The sequence below is a fragment of the Streptococcus sp. CF8_St5-11 genome (assembly GCF_024295625.1).
Lineage (GTDB): Bacteria > Bacillota > Bacilli > Lactobacillales > Streptococcaceae > Streptococcus.
This window is the reverse complement of the sequence record NZ_JANCOJ010000002.1, coordinates 554,117-572,257: the sequence shown is the minus strand read 5'-3', so window position 1 is coordinate 572,257 and position 18,141 is coordinate 554,117. Positions and strand designations below refer to the sequence as shown.

The following is an 18,141-nucleotide window of genomic DNA, read 5'->3' as shown; positions in this document are numbered from 1 at the left end:
AAATGGTATAATGAATAAAATTTAGAATATAGAGAGTTTTCTGACAATGAACAAATCCTATTTTTATTTAGATATGAAGACACACGAATTGAAAGTGCCTTATACCGGAAAACTCCGTCGTGTGAGAGTCTTATTACCTAAGAATTATGAAACAGATACTGATCGACGCTATCCTGTTGTCTATTTTCATGATGGCCAGAATGTTCTCTATAGCAAGGAAGCTTTTGCAGGTCATTCCTGGAAGGTGATTCCAGCCATTAAGCGGAATCCTGATATTAGCCGCATGATTGTCGTTGCGATCGATAATGATGGTTTCCAACGCATGAATGAATACTCTGCCTGGAAATACAAGGAATCTAATATTCCTGGAATGCAATTTGGTGGCAAGGGCGTTGAGTACGGAGAGTTCGTTATGGAAGTAGTCAAACCTTTCATTGACCAAGAATACCGAACGCTTGCTGACAGAGAACATACAGCCATGATTGGCTCTTCGCTTGGTGGAAATATTACACAATTTTTGGGCCTAGAGTACCAAGATCAAATCGGTTGTTTAGGGGTCTTTTCATCCGCTAACTGGCTGCACCAAGATGCCTTCAATCATTATATCGAGCGAAAAAAATTATATGCAGATCAACGCATTTACATCTATGTGGGCACTGAAGAGGCTGATGATACAGATAAAACCCTGATGGCAGGGAATATCAAGCAAGCCTATATTGACTCATCTCTTCGTTACTATCATGATGTCATTCAACAAGGAGTAGCTTTAGAAAATATCGCCATTCGGATTCAATCTGGGGCTATCCACCATGAAGAAGCCTGGGCAGAGCATTTACCGGAATGTCTTCGTTTCTTAGCAGAGAAGTGGGACTAGAAGCTTTTAAATTTTTATCATAAAGAAAGAGGGAACCTATGAATATAGAACATCTTAGCCACTGGAGTGGCCAACTTAACCGCGAAATGTATCTAAACCGTTATGGACATGCAGGGATTCCTGTAGTGGTCTTCGCTTCATCAGGTGGAAGCCATAACGAATACTATGACTTTGGTATGATTGATGCCTGTGCTCAGTTTATCGAAGAAGGACGGGTTCAATTTTTCACCCTTTCAAGTGTCGATAGTGAAAGCTGGCTTTGTAATTGGAAAAACCCTCACGACCGAGCTGAAATGCATCGCGCTTATGAACGCTACGTGATTGAAGAAGCCATTCCATTCATCAAGCACAAAACGGGATGGTTTGATCCGATGATGACAACCGGATGCTCTATGGGAGCCTACCATGCCCTCAATTTCTTCTTGCAACATCCAGACGTCTTCAACAAAGTGATTGCCTTGAGTGGTGTCTATGACGCTCGTTTCTTTGTTGGTGAGTTTGGAGGCGATGAAGCCATTTACCAAAACTCTCCATCTGATTATATCTGGAACCAAAATGATGGCTGGTTTATCGACCGTTACCGTCAGGCTGAAATCGTTGTTTGTACTGGTTTAGGAGCTTGGGAGCAAGACGGGCTTCCATCTTTCTACAAACTGAAAGAAGCCTTTGATCACAAAAACATTCCCGCTTGGTTCGCTGAATGGGGCCATGATGTAGCCCACGATTGGGAATGGTGGCGCAAGCAAATGCCCTATTTCCTAGGACAAATGTATCTATAAGTCAAAAGGGAGGAGACCTCTATGAATTATCTTGTTATTTCACCTTATTATCCACAAAATTTCCAACAATTCACCATTGAACTAGCTAACAAGGGAATCACTGTCTTGGGGATTGGTCAAGAGCCGTACGAACAGTTAGATGAGCCATTGCGCAATAGTTTGACAGAGTATTTCCGTGTAGAAAATATGGAAGACTTAGATGAAGTGAAGCGTGCAGTAGCCTTCCTCTTCTACAAACACGGGCCAATCGATCGCATCGAGTCCCATAACGAGTACTGGTTGGAATTAGATGCGGCGCTTCGGGAGCAATTCAATGTCTTTGGAGCTAAGCCAAAAGATCTGAAGAAAACCAAGTTTAAATCCGAAATGAAGAAACTCTTCAAGAAAGCAGGAGTTCCTGTCGTTCCTGGTGCCGTGGTTAAAACAGAAAAAGACATTGATAAGGCCGTGAAGAAGATTGGGTTGCCATTGATTGCCAAACCTGACAATGGAGTAGGAGCAGCAGCGACCTTTAAACTTGAAACACCAGAAGATGTAGATCATTTCAAGGCAGAATGGGATGGACATACGGAGTACTTCTTTGAGAAATTCGTCACTTCTAGCGAGATCTGTACCTTTGATGGTCTGGTTGATCGCGATGGCAATATTGTCTTTTCAACGACTTTTGACTATGCCTATACGCCATTAGATTTGATGCTCTACAAGATGGATAACTCTTATTATGTCCTCAAAGAGATGGATCCAAAATTGCGTCAATACGGGGAAGCGATTGTCAAAGCCTTTGGCATGAAAGAACGTTTCTTCCATATCGAGTTCTTCCGCGATGGGGATGACTATATTGCAATCGAGTACAATAATCGTCCAGCAGGTGGTTTTACCATCGATGTCTACAATTATGCTCACTCCATTGACTTATACCGAGGTTATGCAGCCATCGTAGCAGGAGAACCTTTCCCAGCTTCTGAGTTTGAGCCCCTTTATTGCTTGGCAACTTCTCGCCGTGCCAATGCAGCCTATGTCCTTTCAGAGGAAGAAGTTCTGGCTAAATACCGTGATCAATTCCGTGTGAAGAAAGACATGCCTGCTGCTTTTGCAGAACTTCAGGGAGATTTCCTCTATATGCTTACAACACCTAGTCGTGAAGAGTTAGAACAAATGATTCACGACTTTGGTCAACGCCAATCATAAGATGACGACCGGTAGGATAGGATCCTATCGGTTTTTTATATGTATAGCAAAACTATGAGAAATAAGTTTGTGAAATATTGAATTTATATTAAAAAAAAGCTTATAAAACCTTCTTCCAAGGAATAAAGTTTGTGAAATCATTTGAGCATTATTTTTGACAGTGCTTTCATTTTTGGCTAGAATAAAAGAGTATGAATAAATGTTAAGAAAGGCGAAAAGATGGCAACATTAGATAAAAGTCTCTTATTGGAAATGTTCCGTAAAATGGAAGAAATCCGTCGCATGGACTTAAAAATTGCACAGTTAGTAAAAAAAGGGAAAGTGCCAGGAATGACGCACTTTTCTGTTGGGGAAGAAGCAGCAAACGTTGGAGCGATGCTGGCTTTAAACGACGATGATTTGCTGACATCTAACCACCGTGGACACGGACAAGCTATCGCTAAAGGAATCGATTTGAATGGCATGATGGCTGAGATCCTTGGTAAGTATACGGGTACTTGTAAAGGGAAGGGAGGCTCTATGCATATCGCTGACCTGGATGCCGGTAACCTCGGTGCCAACGGTATCGTCGGTGGTGGTATGGGGATTGCTGTAGGTGCAGCCCTTACTCAACAAATGCATAAGACTGGTAAGATTGTTGTCTGCTTCTTTGGCGATGGCGCAACCAACGAAGGTGTCTTCCACGAAGCGGTCAATATGGCTTCCATCTGGAACCTACCAGTAATTTTCTACTGTATTAATAATGGTTATGGAATCTCTGCTGACATTAAGAAAATGACCAATATCCAGCACATTCATGAGCGTAGTGCTGCTTACGGCATTCCAGGAATGTTTATTCCAGATGGTAACAACGTAATTGATGTCTATGAAGGATTCCAAAAAGCTGTTGAACACGTTCGCTCTGGTAAAGGTCCTGTCTTGATTGAAAGTGTTACCTATCGTTGGCTTGGTCACTCTTCATCTGACCCTGGTAAATACCGGACTCGTGAAGAAGTCGAAGAGTGGAAGAAGAAAGATCCGATTGAAAATCTTCGTAAGTATCTCCTTGAAAATGAAATTGCGAGCGCAGAAGAATTGGATCAGATTCAAGAAGAAGTGAAAGAAGCCGTTGAAGCTTCAGTGAAATTTGCGGAAGAAAGCCCATTCCCTCCACTCGAATCAGCTTTCGAAGATATTTACGCAGACTAAGGGGGAGTAGAGAATTATGGAAACAAAATTAATGTCTTTCCGCGATACCATTATCCTTGCTATGTCTGAGGAAATGCGTCGCGACGAAAATGTATTGTTGATGGGGGAAGATGTCGGAGTTTTTGGTGGAGACTTCGGAACTTCCGTAGGGATGCTAGAGGAATTCGGTCCAGAACGTGTTCGTGACTGTCCAATTTCGGAGGCTGCGATTTCAGGTGCAGCAGCTGGTGCAGCCATGACCGGACTTCGTCCAATCGTTGATATGACCTTCATGGATTTCTCAGTGATTGCCATGGATGCTATTGTCAACCAAGCTGCCAAGACGCGCTACATGTTTGGTGGAAAAGGGCAAGTACCGATGACCATTCGCTGTGCTGCCGGTAACGGAGTTGGATCTGCAGCTCAACACTCCCAATCTTTGGAATCATGGTTCACCCATATTCCTGGTTTGAAAGTTGTTGCTCCAGGAACTCCAGCGGACATGAAAGGACTTCTCAAGTCTTCTATCCGTGATAACAACCCAGTTATCATTCTTGAGTACAAATCAGAATTCAACCAAAAAGGGGAAGTGCCAGTTGATCCAGACTACACGATTCCACTTGGTGTCGGAGAAATCAAACGTGAGGGTACTGATGTCACTGTCGTAACCTACGGGAAAATGCTTCGTCGTGTCATGCAAGCAGCTGAAGAATTAGCTGAAGAAGGCCTTTCAGTAGAAGTAGTAGACCCACGTACCTTGGTTCCACTTGATAAAGAGATTATTATTAATTCTGTTAAGAAAACAGGAAAAGTCGTCCTTGTCAATGACGCCCATAAAACAAGTGGTTATATCGGTGAAATTTCAGCTATCATTTCTGAATCAGAAGCATTTGATTACTTGGATGCACCCATCCGCCGTTGTGCGGGGGAAGATGTGCCAATGCCTTACGCACAAAACCTTGAAAATGCAATGATCCCAACAGTTGAAAGCATCAAAAATGCCATTCGCAAAACGTATAATAAAGAATAGTACATAACATAAATTATTTTATGTGAATGAAATTCGTTTTTCTCTCTCATTTTTTATCTGAAAAATGCGACATGAGAGAGTCGAATCGATTATATTCGACGAACGAATTAGTAAGTCTACTAGGTTGACCGCCTGATAGCGGCAACCGTAGCAACTTGAGATACGCATGTATCCAAGTTGCTTGTAGAATTGAACTCGGGCTAAAGTTGTGTGAAAAAGATAAACTTTCCTAGAAACTAAAGTTTCTTCGTCAAGTTTCCTATTTTCACTTTGACTTTTAACGCCCTTAGTATCTTATAATAGAATAGGAGAGGTCATGGCTGATGATAAGCTAAGAGCGACTCCTGCGGCTAGAAAATTAGCGGATGATTTAGGGATCAACCTCTATGATGTTTCTGGTTCAGGCGCAAACGGTCGTGTCCACAAAGAAGACGTGGAAACATATAAAGACACAAATGTGGTTCGCATTTCACCACTTGCAAAACGAATTGCTTTAGAACACAATATTGCTTGGCAAGAAATCCAAGGAACTGGTCATCGTGGCAAGATCATGAAGAAGGACGTCCTTGCTTTCCTTCCTGAAAATATCGAGAATGAGACCATTAAGTCACCTGCTCAAATCGAGAAGGTGGAGGAAGCTCCAGATAATGTGACACCTTATGGTGAAATCGAGCGAATTCCGATGACACCAATGCGTAAGGTGATTGCTCAACGGATGGTGGAATCTTATTTGACAGCACCAACCTTTACTTTGAACTATGACGTTGATATGTCTCAAATGTTGGCCCTTCGTAAGAAAGTATTGGATCCAATCATGGAAGCAACTGGCAAGAAAGTCACTGTAACAGATTTGCTTTCTCTTGCGGTTGTTAAGACCTTGATGAAACATCCATACATCAATGCGTCATTAACAGAAGATGGCAAAACCATCATCACTCACAACTATGTCAACTTGGCTATGGCGGTTGGGATGGACAATGGGCTGATGACACCGGTTGTCTATAACGCAGAAAAGATGACTTTATCAGAGTTGGTGGTAGCCTTGAAGGACGTTATCGGACGTACCTTGGATGGTAAGCTTGCTCCAAGCGAATTGCAAAATTCAACTTTTACCATCAGTAACTTGGGGATGTTTGGTGTTCAATCTTTTGGACCGATTATCAACCAACCAAACTCTGCCATTCTTGGGGTTAGCGCAACTGTTGAAAAACCAGTGGTTGTGAATGGTGAAATCGTCATTCGTCCAATCATGAGCTTGGGCTTGACCATTGACCACCGCGTTGTCGATGGTATGGCTGGTGCCAAATTCATGAAAGACTTGAAAGCCTTGATTGAAGACCCGATTTCAATGTTGGTCTAATCAACGAGAGAGAATAGAAACAAGAAAAAGAGGGAAATAAAATGGCCTTAGAAGTAATTATGCCAAAAGCCGGCGTAGATATGACCGAAGGACAAATCGTTCAGTGGAATAAAAAAGTCGGCGAATTTGTAAAAGAAGGAGAAATTCTCCTTGAAATCATGACAGATAAAGTCAGCATGGAATTGGAAGCTGAAGAAGATGGCTACTTGATTGCTATCTTAAAAGGGGACGGCGAGACAGTCCCTGTAACAGAAGTTATCGGTTACCTTGGTGAGGAAGGGGAAAACATCCCATCAGCTGGAGCTTCTGCACCAGAAGCTAGCCCAGCACCTGCAGCAAGTGCTTCAAATGATGACAATAAGAGCGATGATGCTTATGATATCGTAGTGATCGGTGGTGGTCCTGCTGGTTACGTATCTGCTATCAAGGCAGCTCAATTGGGTGGTAAGGTTGCCCTTGTTGAGAAATCTGAACTTGGTGGAACTTGCTTGAACCGCGGATGTATCCCAACTAAGACTTACCTCCACAACGCTGAAATCATTGAAAATATCGGTCATGCGGCAAACCGTGGGATCATCATTGACAATCCTAGCTTCACAGTGGATATGGACAAGGTTCTTGAAACCAAGAACAAGGTCGTAAATACTTTGGTTGGTGGTGTTGCAGGACTTCTTCGTAGCTACGGAGTTGATGTTCATAAGGGTATCGGTACCATTACGAAAGATAAGAATGTTTTGGTCAATGGTTCTGAGTTACTTGAAACTAAGAAGATTATCCTTGCTGGTGGTTCAAAAGTCAGCAAGATTAACGTTCCTGGTATGGAGTCTTCCCTTGTAATGACGAGTGATGACATCTTGGATATGAATGAAGTCCCAGAAAGCCTTGTGATCATTGGTGGTGGAGTTGTCGGTATCGAGCTTGGTCAAGCCTTTATGACCTTTGGTTCAAAAGTTACGGTTATTGAAATGATGGACCGCATTGTTCCAGCTATGGATGCGGAAGTATCTAAGAACCTTCGTTTGATCCTCGAACGCAAAGGTATGACTATCTTGACAGATACTAAACTGCAAGAAATCATTGAAGAAGATGGCAAACTCCGTATCAAGGTTGAAGGAAAAGACGATATCATTGCAAACAAAGCTCTTCTTTCAATCGGACGTGTTCCAGATCTTGAAGGAATCGGAGAAGTTGATTTTGAATTGGATCGTGGTCGGATCAAGGTCAATGAATACATGGAAACATCTGTTCCAGGTATCTATGCGCCAGGTGATATCAATGGTACGAAGATGTTGGCCCACGCTGCCTTCCGTATGGGTGAAGTAGCGGCTGAAAATGCTCTTAAAGGAAACCACGCTGTTGCCAAATTGAACTTAACTCCTGCAGCTATCTACACACTTCCAGAAGTTGCGGCTGTTGGTTTGACAGAAGAACAAGCTCGTGAGAAATATGATGTCCAAATCGGTAAATTCAACTTTGCCGCAAACGGGCGTGCCATTGCATCAGATGCGGCTCAAGGATTTGTAAAAGTCATTGCAGACAAGAAATATGGTGAAGTTCTTGGGGTTCACATCATTGGTCCAGCAGCTGCTGAATTGATCAACGAAGCTTCTACCATCATTGAGATGGAAATCACTGTAGAAGAAATGCTCAAGACCATTCATGGTCACCCAACCTTCTCAGAAGTGATGTACGAAGCTTTTGCGGATGTACTTGGCTTGGCAGTTCACTCACCTAAGAAGAAATAATATTATTATTTCAATTAGATTTTCTTAAAGTAGTACGGACGGCAACGACCTCTCTTAGAGTTCCATGCCTAAAAATTGAGCCTCTAGTCTCAATTTTTCCGAGAAATGTAACGAGTTATCGTTACATTTCTTTTTACTACTTCAGAAAATTAAGTGAAATTCAACTATTTCTGTCTAACGCTCATCCTGCTATGAGTAGGATTTATAAAACGAATTTTTTGGAATTACTATGAAATACATTATTAATTATTCAAATGATACAGCTTTTAATATTGCTTTAGAAGAGTATGCTTTTAAGCATCTATTGGACGAGGATCAAATCTTCCTTCTCTGGATTAACAAACCATCCATCATCGTTGGTCGTCACCAAAATACCATCGAAGAAATCAACCGTGACTACGTTCGGGAGCATGGAATTGAAGTGGTCCGTCGGATCAGTGGTGGTGGAGCTGTTTACCATGATTTGAACAACCTTAACTATACCATCATTTCAAAAGAAGATGAAAACAAGGCCTTTGACTTCAAGAGTTTTTCTACTCCTGTGATCAATACTTTAGCTGAACTTGGTGTTAAAGCTGAATTTACAGGCCGTAACGACTTGGAAATCGACGGTAAGAAATTCTGTGGGAATGCCCAAGCTTACATCAATGGACGGATCATGCACCATGGTTGCCTTCTTTTTGATGTTGATTTGTCTGTCCTTGCCAATGCTCTCAAGGTGTCTAAAGACAAGTTTGAGTCTAAAGGGGTTAAATCGGTTCGTGCTCGTGTGACCAATATTATCGACGAGTTGCCAGAAAAAATCACCGTCGAAGAGTTCCGTGACCTGCTTCTGGACTACATGAAGAAAGAATATCCTGAGATGACAGAATATGTCTTCTCGGATGAAGAATTGGCAGAGATCAACCGTATCAAGGAAACCAAGTTCGGTACCTGGGATTGGAACTATGGGAAGTCCCCTGAATACAATGTCCGTCGTGGCACTAAATTCCCCAGCGGTAAGGTTGAAATCTTCGCTAACGTCATTGAATCCAAGATCCAAGACATCAAGATTTATGGAGACTTCTTTGGTATCGAAGACGTAGCAGCAGTAGAAGATGTCCTTCGTGGTGTCAAATACGAACGCGAAGATGTTCTTAAAGCCCTTCATACCATTAATTTAGGTCGTTACTTCGCAGGAATCACTGCAGAAGAAATTGCTGAGGCTGTGGTGGAATAAAGTCAAAAGAGATTCGCAGAAGCGGATCTCTTTTTTGAAACTAGTTTCACATAGAAATTATTGTTTTACTAAGGATTTTGTAGTATAGTAAAGGTGGAAAAGTGTATTCGCTTACAAAGAATATAACTATAATTTATAAAACTCAGGAATTACGAAACAACGAAAATGATTGACTAGCTAGGTATTACTTTCCTTTTCTGCTTTAGAAAGTGTGATGATATGAAACGTGTATTTATTATTTTATCAAACCTTTTCATCTCTAGCTTTTTGATTTGGATTGCCTTTATTTCTCCAAATACGGTTATCCACAGCAGTCTTCCGGTAGTAGCTGTGCTGAGACGAGAAAAGAGCGTCACATATGAAGAGTTATCTTCCAGTTTAGACCGTTTGGCAAGGGAAAATCATAGTATAATTGCCCGTCAGATACAAAGAACAGATTCTAAAGGGCAGGTTGTTTTCACCTATGATATCTACGGAGAGGGAAAGCTTCCTCTTGGAATTAAAAGAGAGAAGAAAGAACTGGCTGCCAATGAAAGCCTGGTAGTGAATTATTATGTATTAACAGGTGATTTAGAAACTGAAAAGCTGGATCAAACGCTTCATACTCTTGGTTTCTCACAAACTTTTATAGAGAAACCAAATCCTCTGCAGACCTTTATTGCCTTTTTTGGCTCAGGTTCACAATCACTTGCCTTGGTTATTTTTATTATTAGTTTTAGCGCTTTGACGATTATACAAAAAACACTTGAAATGAGAAGCGCTGGGATTCGATATATCTCAGGAATGAGACGCTTGCAGCTTTTTGGACATTCCTTAAAAGATGATAGTATAGAGTTGCTTTTGGGATGTATTGTCGCAAGTATAATGGGTGCGGTTTTGATTTATTCTTTCCAATTAACACCTTTTACCTATTCCGTCATCATTTCAAGTAGTATCATTTACAATGGGATGTTACTTATTTTATCTGCTATCTTATCCTTCATTTTTGCATATAGTATTCAAACAATGCATTTAGTCACCCTTCTAAAAGGGAAAGTTCCATTAAAGCGCATTTTGGTTTTCCTCTTTATTTGTCAATTTCTCGCTGTGGCATTAATTGGCCTTGCGATTCATAGAATCAGTATTTATGGATCAGTCTGGCAAACTCACCAAGAGGGAAGTGAGGCTTGGTCAAAACAGTCGAATTGGGTTCAAATTGGTGAAAATCGGGAGGATTTTTCACAGAAAACAAACAAAGAGACGCAAATTGAGAACAGAGCAAAATGGTCTAAGTTCATCGAGTCTGGTATTGAAAATGGTGGTCTTTTAGCTTATCATAATCTCGTATCTTTTAGTTCAAAAGGAGTTATGACGGATCCTAGTACAGGTAAAGAGTTTTCAATCACAGATTACGATCCTCTTGCCAATAGCCTGTATGTCACTCCAAATTATCTTGATATCCAAAGGATCTCAGTTTCCCCTGAGGAAAAAGAGCGCTTGAATCACTTGCAAGCTGGAGAATTTGGACTCTTACTTCCGGAAAAATTAAAAGGTCGAGAAGAGGAGATGATCAAACGATATGAAGATTATCTATCTCCTCGAGATGATCAAGGAAATATCACCTTATCAATGAAGGCGCAGGTAACGTATATTCCGAATAATCAAAAACGCTTTATCTACAACAACACACCAATCAGCTATCAGCAATTCTTTACCGATCCAGTTTTAGTGGTTATTCAACCTGAAAGTTTTGGAGGCTATGTGAATCCATATTTCACCGATCTAAATCCCTACCTTTATTTTAATGAACTTCAGAATAGTAAAAAACTAGTCGCTGAGTATAATCTTGAAAAAAGTGTTAGTCAGTACGACTATGCAGTGGACGTTTACCAGCGAATGGCCCAAAAAATACAAATAGAAAATCTCATGGCGATTGCAGGAGGAGTCTTTGGTATAGCAACCTCTGTTCTTCTTTTTAACACTATGAATTTCCTATATTTTGAAGAGTTTAGAAAACAAATCTTCTTGAAGAAGATTGCAGGTCTGGGATTTGTAAACATTCACCAAATGATTTTGCTCTCAGAAAGTAGCCTCTTACTATTAGGAAGCCTCCTGGTATTCATTCTCACTTCGGAATGGTGGATTGCTCTTGTCACTCTCTTGCTATTTATTACTAATGCTTGGTTCATTCTCCTGTACCGGTCTCATAAAGAAGACCACTTGTTAGCCACTGTACTGAAAGGAGCCTAATATGATTAGCGTAGAACATTTAACCAAATCATTTGGCCAACGAACGGTCTTTCAAGATTTGAGCTTGCAATTTACAGAAGGTAAGGTCTATGCTCTGATCGGAAATAGTGGGTGTGGTAAAACAACCTTGCTCAATATCTTGGCGAAGATAGAGCCTTATGAAGAAGGGAGTATAAGCTATCAAGGGCAAGAACTGAAACAAATCAAACAGCATCACTTCTTTAAGCGTGAATTAGGTTATCTCTTCCAAAACTTTGGCCTACTTGAAAACGAGACTATCGCTACAAATTTAGATTTGGGATTGATTGGGCAAAAATTAACGAAAAAAGAGAAGAAGCAGCAAGAAGAAGAAGTGCTCAAAAAAGTAGGATTGGCTTACCTTGCTCTGGATCAAAAGATTTATGAATTATCTGGGGGAGAGGCGCAACGTGTCGCATTAGCTAAAGTTATTTTAAAAGATCCACCTTTAATTTTGGCAGATGAACTAACTGCAGCACTGGATCCAGAAACTTCACAAGAGGTGATGGACTTGCTCTTAATGTTAAAGAATCAAGATCGTATAATCATTATTGCAACCCATAATCCAGTAATTTGGGAAAAAGCTGACGAAGTGGTAAAACTCAACTAGTCCATGCTGAAGAATGGTAGGATTTTTTATATTAACTTGGTTGCAAATAATAAAGATGTTTCATTTACCTTTGAAAATAAAAAACATAAGAAGATATTTTCTACTTCACAGGCAGAAACCTCCATATATCGCAATATTTATATCACTTATATGGGAGAAAGAAGAAGTGAGGAGCGTGTTAAATCTCAATATTATTTGTGGGATTTAAAGCATCGAATTCATTATTTATATGATCATGGACCAATTTTGCTATCGAACAAAGGGATTCTATGGATTCAATTCAAAAAGAAGGATAGTGAGATTCCAAAAGGTGAAATCTATCGAAATGAAAACTCCGTGATGCGCTATCAAGAATGGTAGAAAGGAGAAAAATCATGAAAAAAGTTCATTTATTCCTTGTACTTCTGACTTTGCTTGGTTTATCTGGCTGTAAAGAGACACCAAAAGAAAGTAAAACAAGTCCTTCCAGTTCTCGTAAGGTCACACCCCCTTCATCAACAACAGTTAGTGTAAAAACAAAGGAGCGTACAGAACCTAATCCTCCAATGCCAGCAGAGGTAGCAGAGCGATTAAAAATTAAGGAAGGCGGCGCAGAAGCTGGAACTCAGCAAACTTTGCCATCTTCAAAACAGGAACAAGCTTCATCGCAAGAGAATACGCAACCTTCTCAATCACTCAAACAAGAAACATCGACCAAAGAGAATCAAGGGGTCCGAAAACTATTGTCTATTCCTTTAAAACTTCAAGAAGAATGGTATTTCTGTGCTCCGGCGACAGTCCATATGATGCTGGCTAGTCGAGGGGTTAGCGTCTCTCAACATCAATTGGCTAAGGAAATGGGAACTTATAATCCCTATGGGACTCATAATCGGGATGCGATTCGCGTATTGAATCAGAATCTATTTGGCTATCCAGAACCAAGTGGAAATCAAGCTGGTTATCGACTAGCTACTGTAACGGACGCTCGTCCAGATTCTGAAGATATCCGAATCTTTAAAGAACGCGTGCGCAAAGATATTGACGATGGCTATCCTCTCTATTACACCTTCAATGTAGCACAAATCTATCCTGGAAAAAGTGGGGAACATAATGTGATTGGAGTAGGCTATGAATTGACAGCAGATGGCAAGGACATCTCAGCAATCTATTATCTAGACCCTGATACACATGTACAGGATCCAACCTATGGAGGCTTGAAGAAATTGACACCAGAGGGGTTATTAGCAGCCATGGTTACATGCGGTGAGAAAAATTATGCCTGGTGAGAAAATATAGTCGTAAAACGAAAGTTAGTTCATGACACGGTCTCTTTTCTGGATATTCAAAAATAATGAGAGTAGATATAGAGGAAATCTGAACAAAAAAGGGGATCATATTCGATGATGAAAATTCCAGTTGAAAAACTTGGTCTATTTGAACAGTTAGATCGTATGGTAGTGGCTTTTTTTAGCAAGGAACAACCTTCCAGTCCATATGATTTGAATGTCAGTATTACACAAGAACACCTTGACCAGAAAAAGCAAGAGCTCGAACCATTAGGCTATCAAGCTGTCCAACTACCATTAGGAATGGCTTTAGATAATGTCATCCAGCAACCTCATTATAAAAACTTAATCATTGGTGGACTTGCTCCCGACGAAATTTTAGTCAGCAAAGAAGAATTAATGCCTTTGAAAGATATTGTGGACAGTTTTTGTATTATGTACGCTGCAGCGAATAACAGACTGGAAAATAGTAAGGCTTATGAATTAATGAAAGATAAGACGGTTTATTTTATTGGTAAACTATTTACAGATTTTCCAAAAGCCGGTGATGAAATTGCTTATTTAGGAATTGATCGAATAGCGAGCGATGGTACTCCATATGAAGCAGTTAAATGCTTTCTAACGGAAGAGAGTGCAGAGAAGTACAATGGTGAAAAAAGACCGGTCACCCCTGCAAACTTGGCCTATCTAAAATCATTCTGGGGAAAACCAGTCATTATTGAGCCACACCGTAATTATTGGATCGAATTTTTATAGAAAGAATAAAAGAGCGTAAGATACCATAAAAAATCTTACGCTCTTTTTCTAACACTAAAACATTACATAATTTATATTATGTATCTTATAAACTATCCAAGGCATTTTTCTGTTCATCATTAACGATATGGGTATACAAGTCCGTTACCTGTGTGCTCGCATGTCCTAGCTGATGACTGACCAAAACTTGGGATTTGGTTGCATCATAGAGACGAGTTGCTAATGTATGGCGTAGTTTGTGGGGAGTTACGCGGACTTTAAAGTCTTCAGAATACTTGGCCACCATCTTTTCAACACTAGAAGCATCAATCCGGTTTGGAACACCTCGATACAAGGTTAAGAAGAGGGCTGTATCAGTCTTCTCTGTCTTATAACGTTTGTCTCGAATAGCAAGATATTGCTCTAAATAGGGTTTAGCAAAGGCAGCGACATTAACTGAGTCTCGTTTTCCACCTTTTCGAGTGACGTCAATCACCATCATCTTAAGATTGAGATCTCGAAGATCCAGGTTAACTGCCTCAGAGAGACGGACACCAGAGGCAAGAAGGAGTGCGATAATCGCTAAATCTCGCTCTTTATTCTTATTGAATGAAGATAAGGCGCGATTTGAGAGTGTTTGAGGGTATTCCTGATCGATATAGTTGAGGAAACCTTCTGTCTCATCCCCTAAAAAGAGCTTTTGCTTGATATTTTCAGCTCGGGCCGCCAAGGTTTCTTTCTTTTTCTTGGTCGCAACCTTCTTCATGACATTGCGGTAGAAATAAGGTTCCCCTTGCTCATTTTCAACTTCCTCAGTCAAATACTTATAGAGACTAGATAGTGCAGAAAGGGTACGGTTAATGGTTGTTTGGGAAACCCCGTTTTTCGTCGTATTGGCATTGAGCAGAGGACGTTCACGTAAGTAAAGGATAAAGGATTCCATGTCTTTCTTGGTCATGTGCTCCAGAACCTCTAAAGGGATATTAGCCATGGTGTCAGCATCTGATATACCAGATTCCAAGACCCAGGTGAAAAATCGATCATATTCCTTTAAATATTCGTATAAGGTCGTAAAACTATATGGAACGGCCAGTTTTGATTGGTAATATTCTAAGACGTACCATGGCATGACTTGTTTGAGTTTATCAATCCGTTCTAATAAGATCTCGCGTTTCATGTTTTTCTCCAAATCTTTCTATACTAGTAGTATAGCATAGCCAGATATATTTTTCAAGAAAATTATAGTTTTTCGGAAAGATGTTATAGGGTTTATTGAGGTTAACAAAAATTTTAAATAAATAACTAAAAATTTTTTTCGGACAAAAATTGGTCCAAAATGTACTTTATTCCCGTGAAAACTGGAAATTTCAACCACCCTCAATTCATGCGAAAATGTACTTTATTTAAGTGAAAACTAAAAATTTTTTCAATTGTCGATCTATGTATAACCAAAAAAATTTTTTAAGCCAATTATACTCAATTATGTACTTTATTTAAGTGAACACTGGAAATTTTTTACTACTCTCAATTCAGTTGAAAATGTACTTTATTTAAGTGAAAACTAAAAAATTTTCAAATGTACATTTTGACAATAAAAAAACACTCTAATATCAATTTAATGAAATTTAGAGTGTTTTTATTTATCTATATTTTTTCAAACTGTACAAAGTGTTCTTGCTTTCTTCTGTGGCCTTTGCAAATGGAACATGCTCTTTTTTTTCGTTTTTTATATGCCATTCTTTCTTTTACTTGAATTTTGTAACGGTGATTAAGATTTTCTTGACATATCCACCATACAGGCAGATTGCTCAACTCTGTAATTTCAGTTGGGCTTGCTATTAGGAGGTTATTCAAATAATCCCACTCAGGCATTAGACTTTGTTGTGTCGTTGCTAAGTCATTAAATCCTTTTAAAACTTTTTGATTCCTACAATATGGGCACGAATTTTCTCTGTAATATTTTTCTTTTATGACTTGCTGATATTCTCCAGTGCATACAGGACATTTCCACCATACGGTATATGTTGAATTAAATCTTACTGAAGACATTTCTTGTTTATTTACTGAAGACCATTCTTTAATTAACCAAGGATGTGTTGTTTCAAGATCATTATAACCTTTTGCAGTCTTCTTAAAAGAACAATATGGACAACATTGGTCATTTTCATGGCGTTCAGAAATTTTTGCTTTAAAACTTCTGTGACATTTTCGACAAACCCAATTGGTTAAAGCATTTGAATCATAAAAGAAGATATCAATATCACCATTCAGTTCTTTTACCCATTCATTGTTTAAGTACGGTTTAACATAGCTTAGTGTTTCATTTGGTTTAGGAAGTTTTTTATTACAGTAAGGACATATAGAGTTGAGACTATTAGAATTATTGTTTGTAAACACACCTAGAACAATCCCTAATCTCTCCTTAAATTCTAAATCACAACAATCACAAATCCAATTAAATATTTTATTCTCGGATTCTGCCGATTTCGTCACCTCATCAGGTTTTTCTAAATTCTTGCTACTCCAAAGGTCACACAACTCAGGATAAGTATCTGCAATTGTATTATAACCTTTTAATACTTGTTCATCATTACAATATGGACAGCTATTTATTACTTCTTTTCTTATTGGAATTGAACAAAGGTATTCACCTTGACAAACAGAACACTTCCACCAATATTTTTTTGTTTCAATGTGGCTCAATGCTAAATGAACAGGCAATCCATTTTTTTCGCTCCATTCTTCCTGTAATTTTGGGAAATTATAGAGTATATCATTGTTAAAAACAAGTGTATCCCAATCACAATGATTAGGACAAGTTTGAAAATTACTATTCTCTAAGTCGGTTCTTGAAATCATTTCATTAGGACTGCAATGAAAATTTACATTGCAACAAGGACATTTCCAATTTATACATTCAGAAGACTTATGCCAGTATTCAGAAATAGATTTATCATTACTTTTATCCCAAAATTTCTCTAAATATGGATGAGTTTCTTGTAAAGTATTATACCCTTTTAACATCAATTTATTATCACAATAAGGGCAGCCTTCAAAATGCCTTTTGATAACACTACATTCATATTGACCATGACATTTAAAACACTGCCATCTTACTAAGATATCGGATAAACTATCAATCATATTACTTTTTACAAGAGTTGGAATAAATTGCTTAAAAAGATTTCTATCTGTATGCAATAGGGGGGTGGCTTTCACTTTAATTACGGTATCAAATGTTGCTTTACAGTTATTACAATAGAAACCATCTCTTTTGATTCTTGAAATTAGCCGATCAATAGACAACTTAAAGATATTGTCACATTTGTCGCATTTCCAATTTCTAGGGATTGTAATATTGTCATTTAACTTCAAATCATTAAACTCTACATCGTTTTGCTCCCCTGGAAGATAAATTTTCCGAAGATTAGGGTATGCTTTAGTGTAAGGTACAAAATGTATACTTTCATTACATCCGACATGAACAAGCTCTTGATTATGTTTATTGATTAATTTAGAAGTGTTTGCTACATCTTTCCAACCAACATGACAGGTAGGACATTTGAAGTGAAATAACCTCTTTGAAGAAAAAGATAAATTATCAATCTCTTCCTGAATGGTTTCTATATTTTCATAATGAAAGTTTATGTACCTTAGAAAGTTAGGAATCCTTGCAGATATAGAGTTTTCCCCTTTTATGAACACTTCTCCAAGCTCACATACAGGACAGATTTTTGAATGATTTTGGATATTTTTATAAGATTTTGTTACACTTGCCTTCCATTCATAAGAACAGGTAGGACATTTCCAGTTAATGTGTTTTTTGCTGGTAACTGTTATTTTTTCTACATCTATTTTGATATTCTTGTCAAAGTCCCAATAGTTCAATAAAGCTGGAAAATCAGTGATTAAGTCTGACATT

At 39.0% G+C, this 18,141-nt stretch carries 15 protein-coding genes; 13 read left to right on the top strand and 2 right to left on the bottom strand.

The genetic code is table 11. From position 1 onward, the window contains the following. Positions 1-46 precede the first annotated feature (46 nt). The 13 genes from NMM13_RS06565 (at position 47) to NMM13_RS06505 (ending at position 14,240) form a co-directional block, all read left to right on the top strand. Entirely contained in the window at positions 47-874 is an 828-nt protein-coding gene (locus NMM13_RS06565; protein WP_070465931.1) for an alpha/beta hydrolase, read from the top strand. Between the two features lie 38 nt (positions 875-912). Then, positions 913-1,653 (top strand): esterase family protein, encoded by a 741-nt coding sequence (locus NMM13_RS06560; RefSeq protein WP_254728167.1) that lies wholly within the window; start codon positions 913-915, stop codon positions 1,651-1,653. Positions 1,654-1,674: 21 nt separating this feature from the next. Beyond that, complete coding sequence (locus tag NMM13_RS06555; RefSeq protein WP_254728165.1) at positions 1,675-2,841, top strand: acetyl-CoA carboxylase biotin carboxylase subunit family protein; 1,167 nt, start codon at positions 1,675-1,677, stop codon at positions 2,839-2,841. Between the two features lie 219 nt (positions 2,842-3,060). Beyond that, a complete protein-coding gene (locus NMM13_RS06550; RefSeq protein ID WP_049497866.1) occupies positions 3,061-4,029 on the top strand; it encodes a thiamine pyrophosphate-dependent dehydrogenase E1 component subunit alpha in 969 nt (322 codons plus the stop codon). Positions 4,030-4,045: 16 nt separating this feature from the next. After that, complete coding sequence (locus NMM13_RS06545) at positions 4,046-5,038, top strand: alpha-ketoacid dehydrogenase subunit beta (protein WP_254728163.1); 993 nt, start codon at positions 4,046-4,048, stop codon at positions 5,036-5,038. Between the two features lie 316 nt (positions 5,039-5,354). Beyond that, positions 5,355-6,398, top strand: coding sequence for a dihydrolipoamide acetyltransferase (locus NMM13_RS06540; protein WP_254728161.1), 1,044 nt, complete (start codon positions 5,355-5,357; stop codon positions 6,396-6,398). Positions 6,399-6,439: 41 nt separating this feature from the next. Then, complete coding sequence (lpdA, locus tag NMM13_RS06535) at positions 6,440-8,143, top strand: dihydrolipoyl dehydrogenase (RefSeq protein WP_254728160.1); 1,704 nt, start codon at positions 6,440-6,442, stop codon at positions 8,141-8,143. A 229-nt stretch (positions 8,144-8,372) separates the two neighbouring features. Next, positions 8,373-9,362, top strand: coding sequence for a lipoate--protein ligase (locus NMM13_RS06530; RefSeq protein WP_254728158.1), 990 nt, complete (start codon positions 8,373-8,375; stop codon positions 9,360-9,362). A 219-nt stretch (positions 9,363-9,581) separates the two neighbouring features. Beyond that, the gene (locus tag NMM13_RS06525; RefSeq protein ID WP_254728157.1) at positions 9,582-11,591 is read left to right on the top strand and encodes a DUF1430 domain-containing protein; all 2,010 of its coding nucleotides are present in this window, start codon (positions 9,582-9,584) and stop codon (positions 11,589-11,591) included. A 1-nt stretch (position 11,592) separates the two neighbouring features. After that, positions 11,593-12,219: a putative bacteriocin export ABC transporter gene (locus tag NMM13_RS06520; protein WP_254728156.1), complete on the top strand. Its 627-nt coding sequence runs from the start codon at positions 11,593-11,595 to the stop codon at positions 12,217-12,219. Between the two features lie 36 nt (positions 12,220-12,255). Then, entirely contained in the window at positions 12,256-12,579 is a 324-nt protein-coding gene (locus tag NMM13_RS06515) for a hypothetical protein (RefSeq protein WP_254734711.1), read from the top strand. A 14-nt stretch (positions 12,580-12,593) separates the two neighbouring features. Continuing rightward, positions 12,594-13,484, top strand: a complete 891-nt coding sequence (locus tag NMM13_RS06510) for a C39 family peptidase (protein WP_254728153.1) — start codon at positions 12,594-12,596, stop codon at positions 13,482-13,484. A 114-nt stretch (positions 13,485-13,598) separates the two neighbouring features. Continuing rightward, positions 13,599-14,240, top strand: coding sequence for a hypothetical protein (locus NMM13_RS06505; protein ID WP_254728151.1), 642 nt, complete (start codon positions 13,599-13,601; stop codon positions 14,238-14,240). An 85-nt stretch (positions 14,241-14,325) separates the two neighbouring features. Here the strand turns inward: NMM13_RS06505 and xerS are convergent, their stop codons facing one another. Together xerS and NMM13_RS06495 are read right to left on the bottom strand one after the other, a co-directional pair. Next, the gene (xerS, locus tag NMM13_RS06500) at positions 14,326-15,396 is read right to left on the bottom strand and encodes a tyrosine recombinase XerS (RefSeq protein WP_006596365.1); all 1,071 of its coding nucleotides are present in this window, start codon (positions 15,394-15,396) and stop codon (positions 14,326-14,328) included. Between the two features lie 467 nt (positions 15,397-15,863). Further along, complete coding sequence (locus tag NMM13_RS06495) at positions 15,864-18,140, bottom strand: zinc-ribbon domain-containing protein (protein WP_254728149.1); 2,277 nt, start codon at positions 18,138-18,140, stop codon at positions 15,864-15,866. Position 18,141 lies beyond the last annotated feature (1 nt).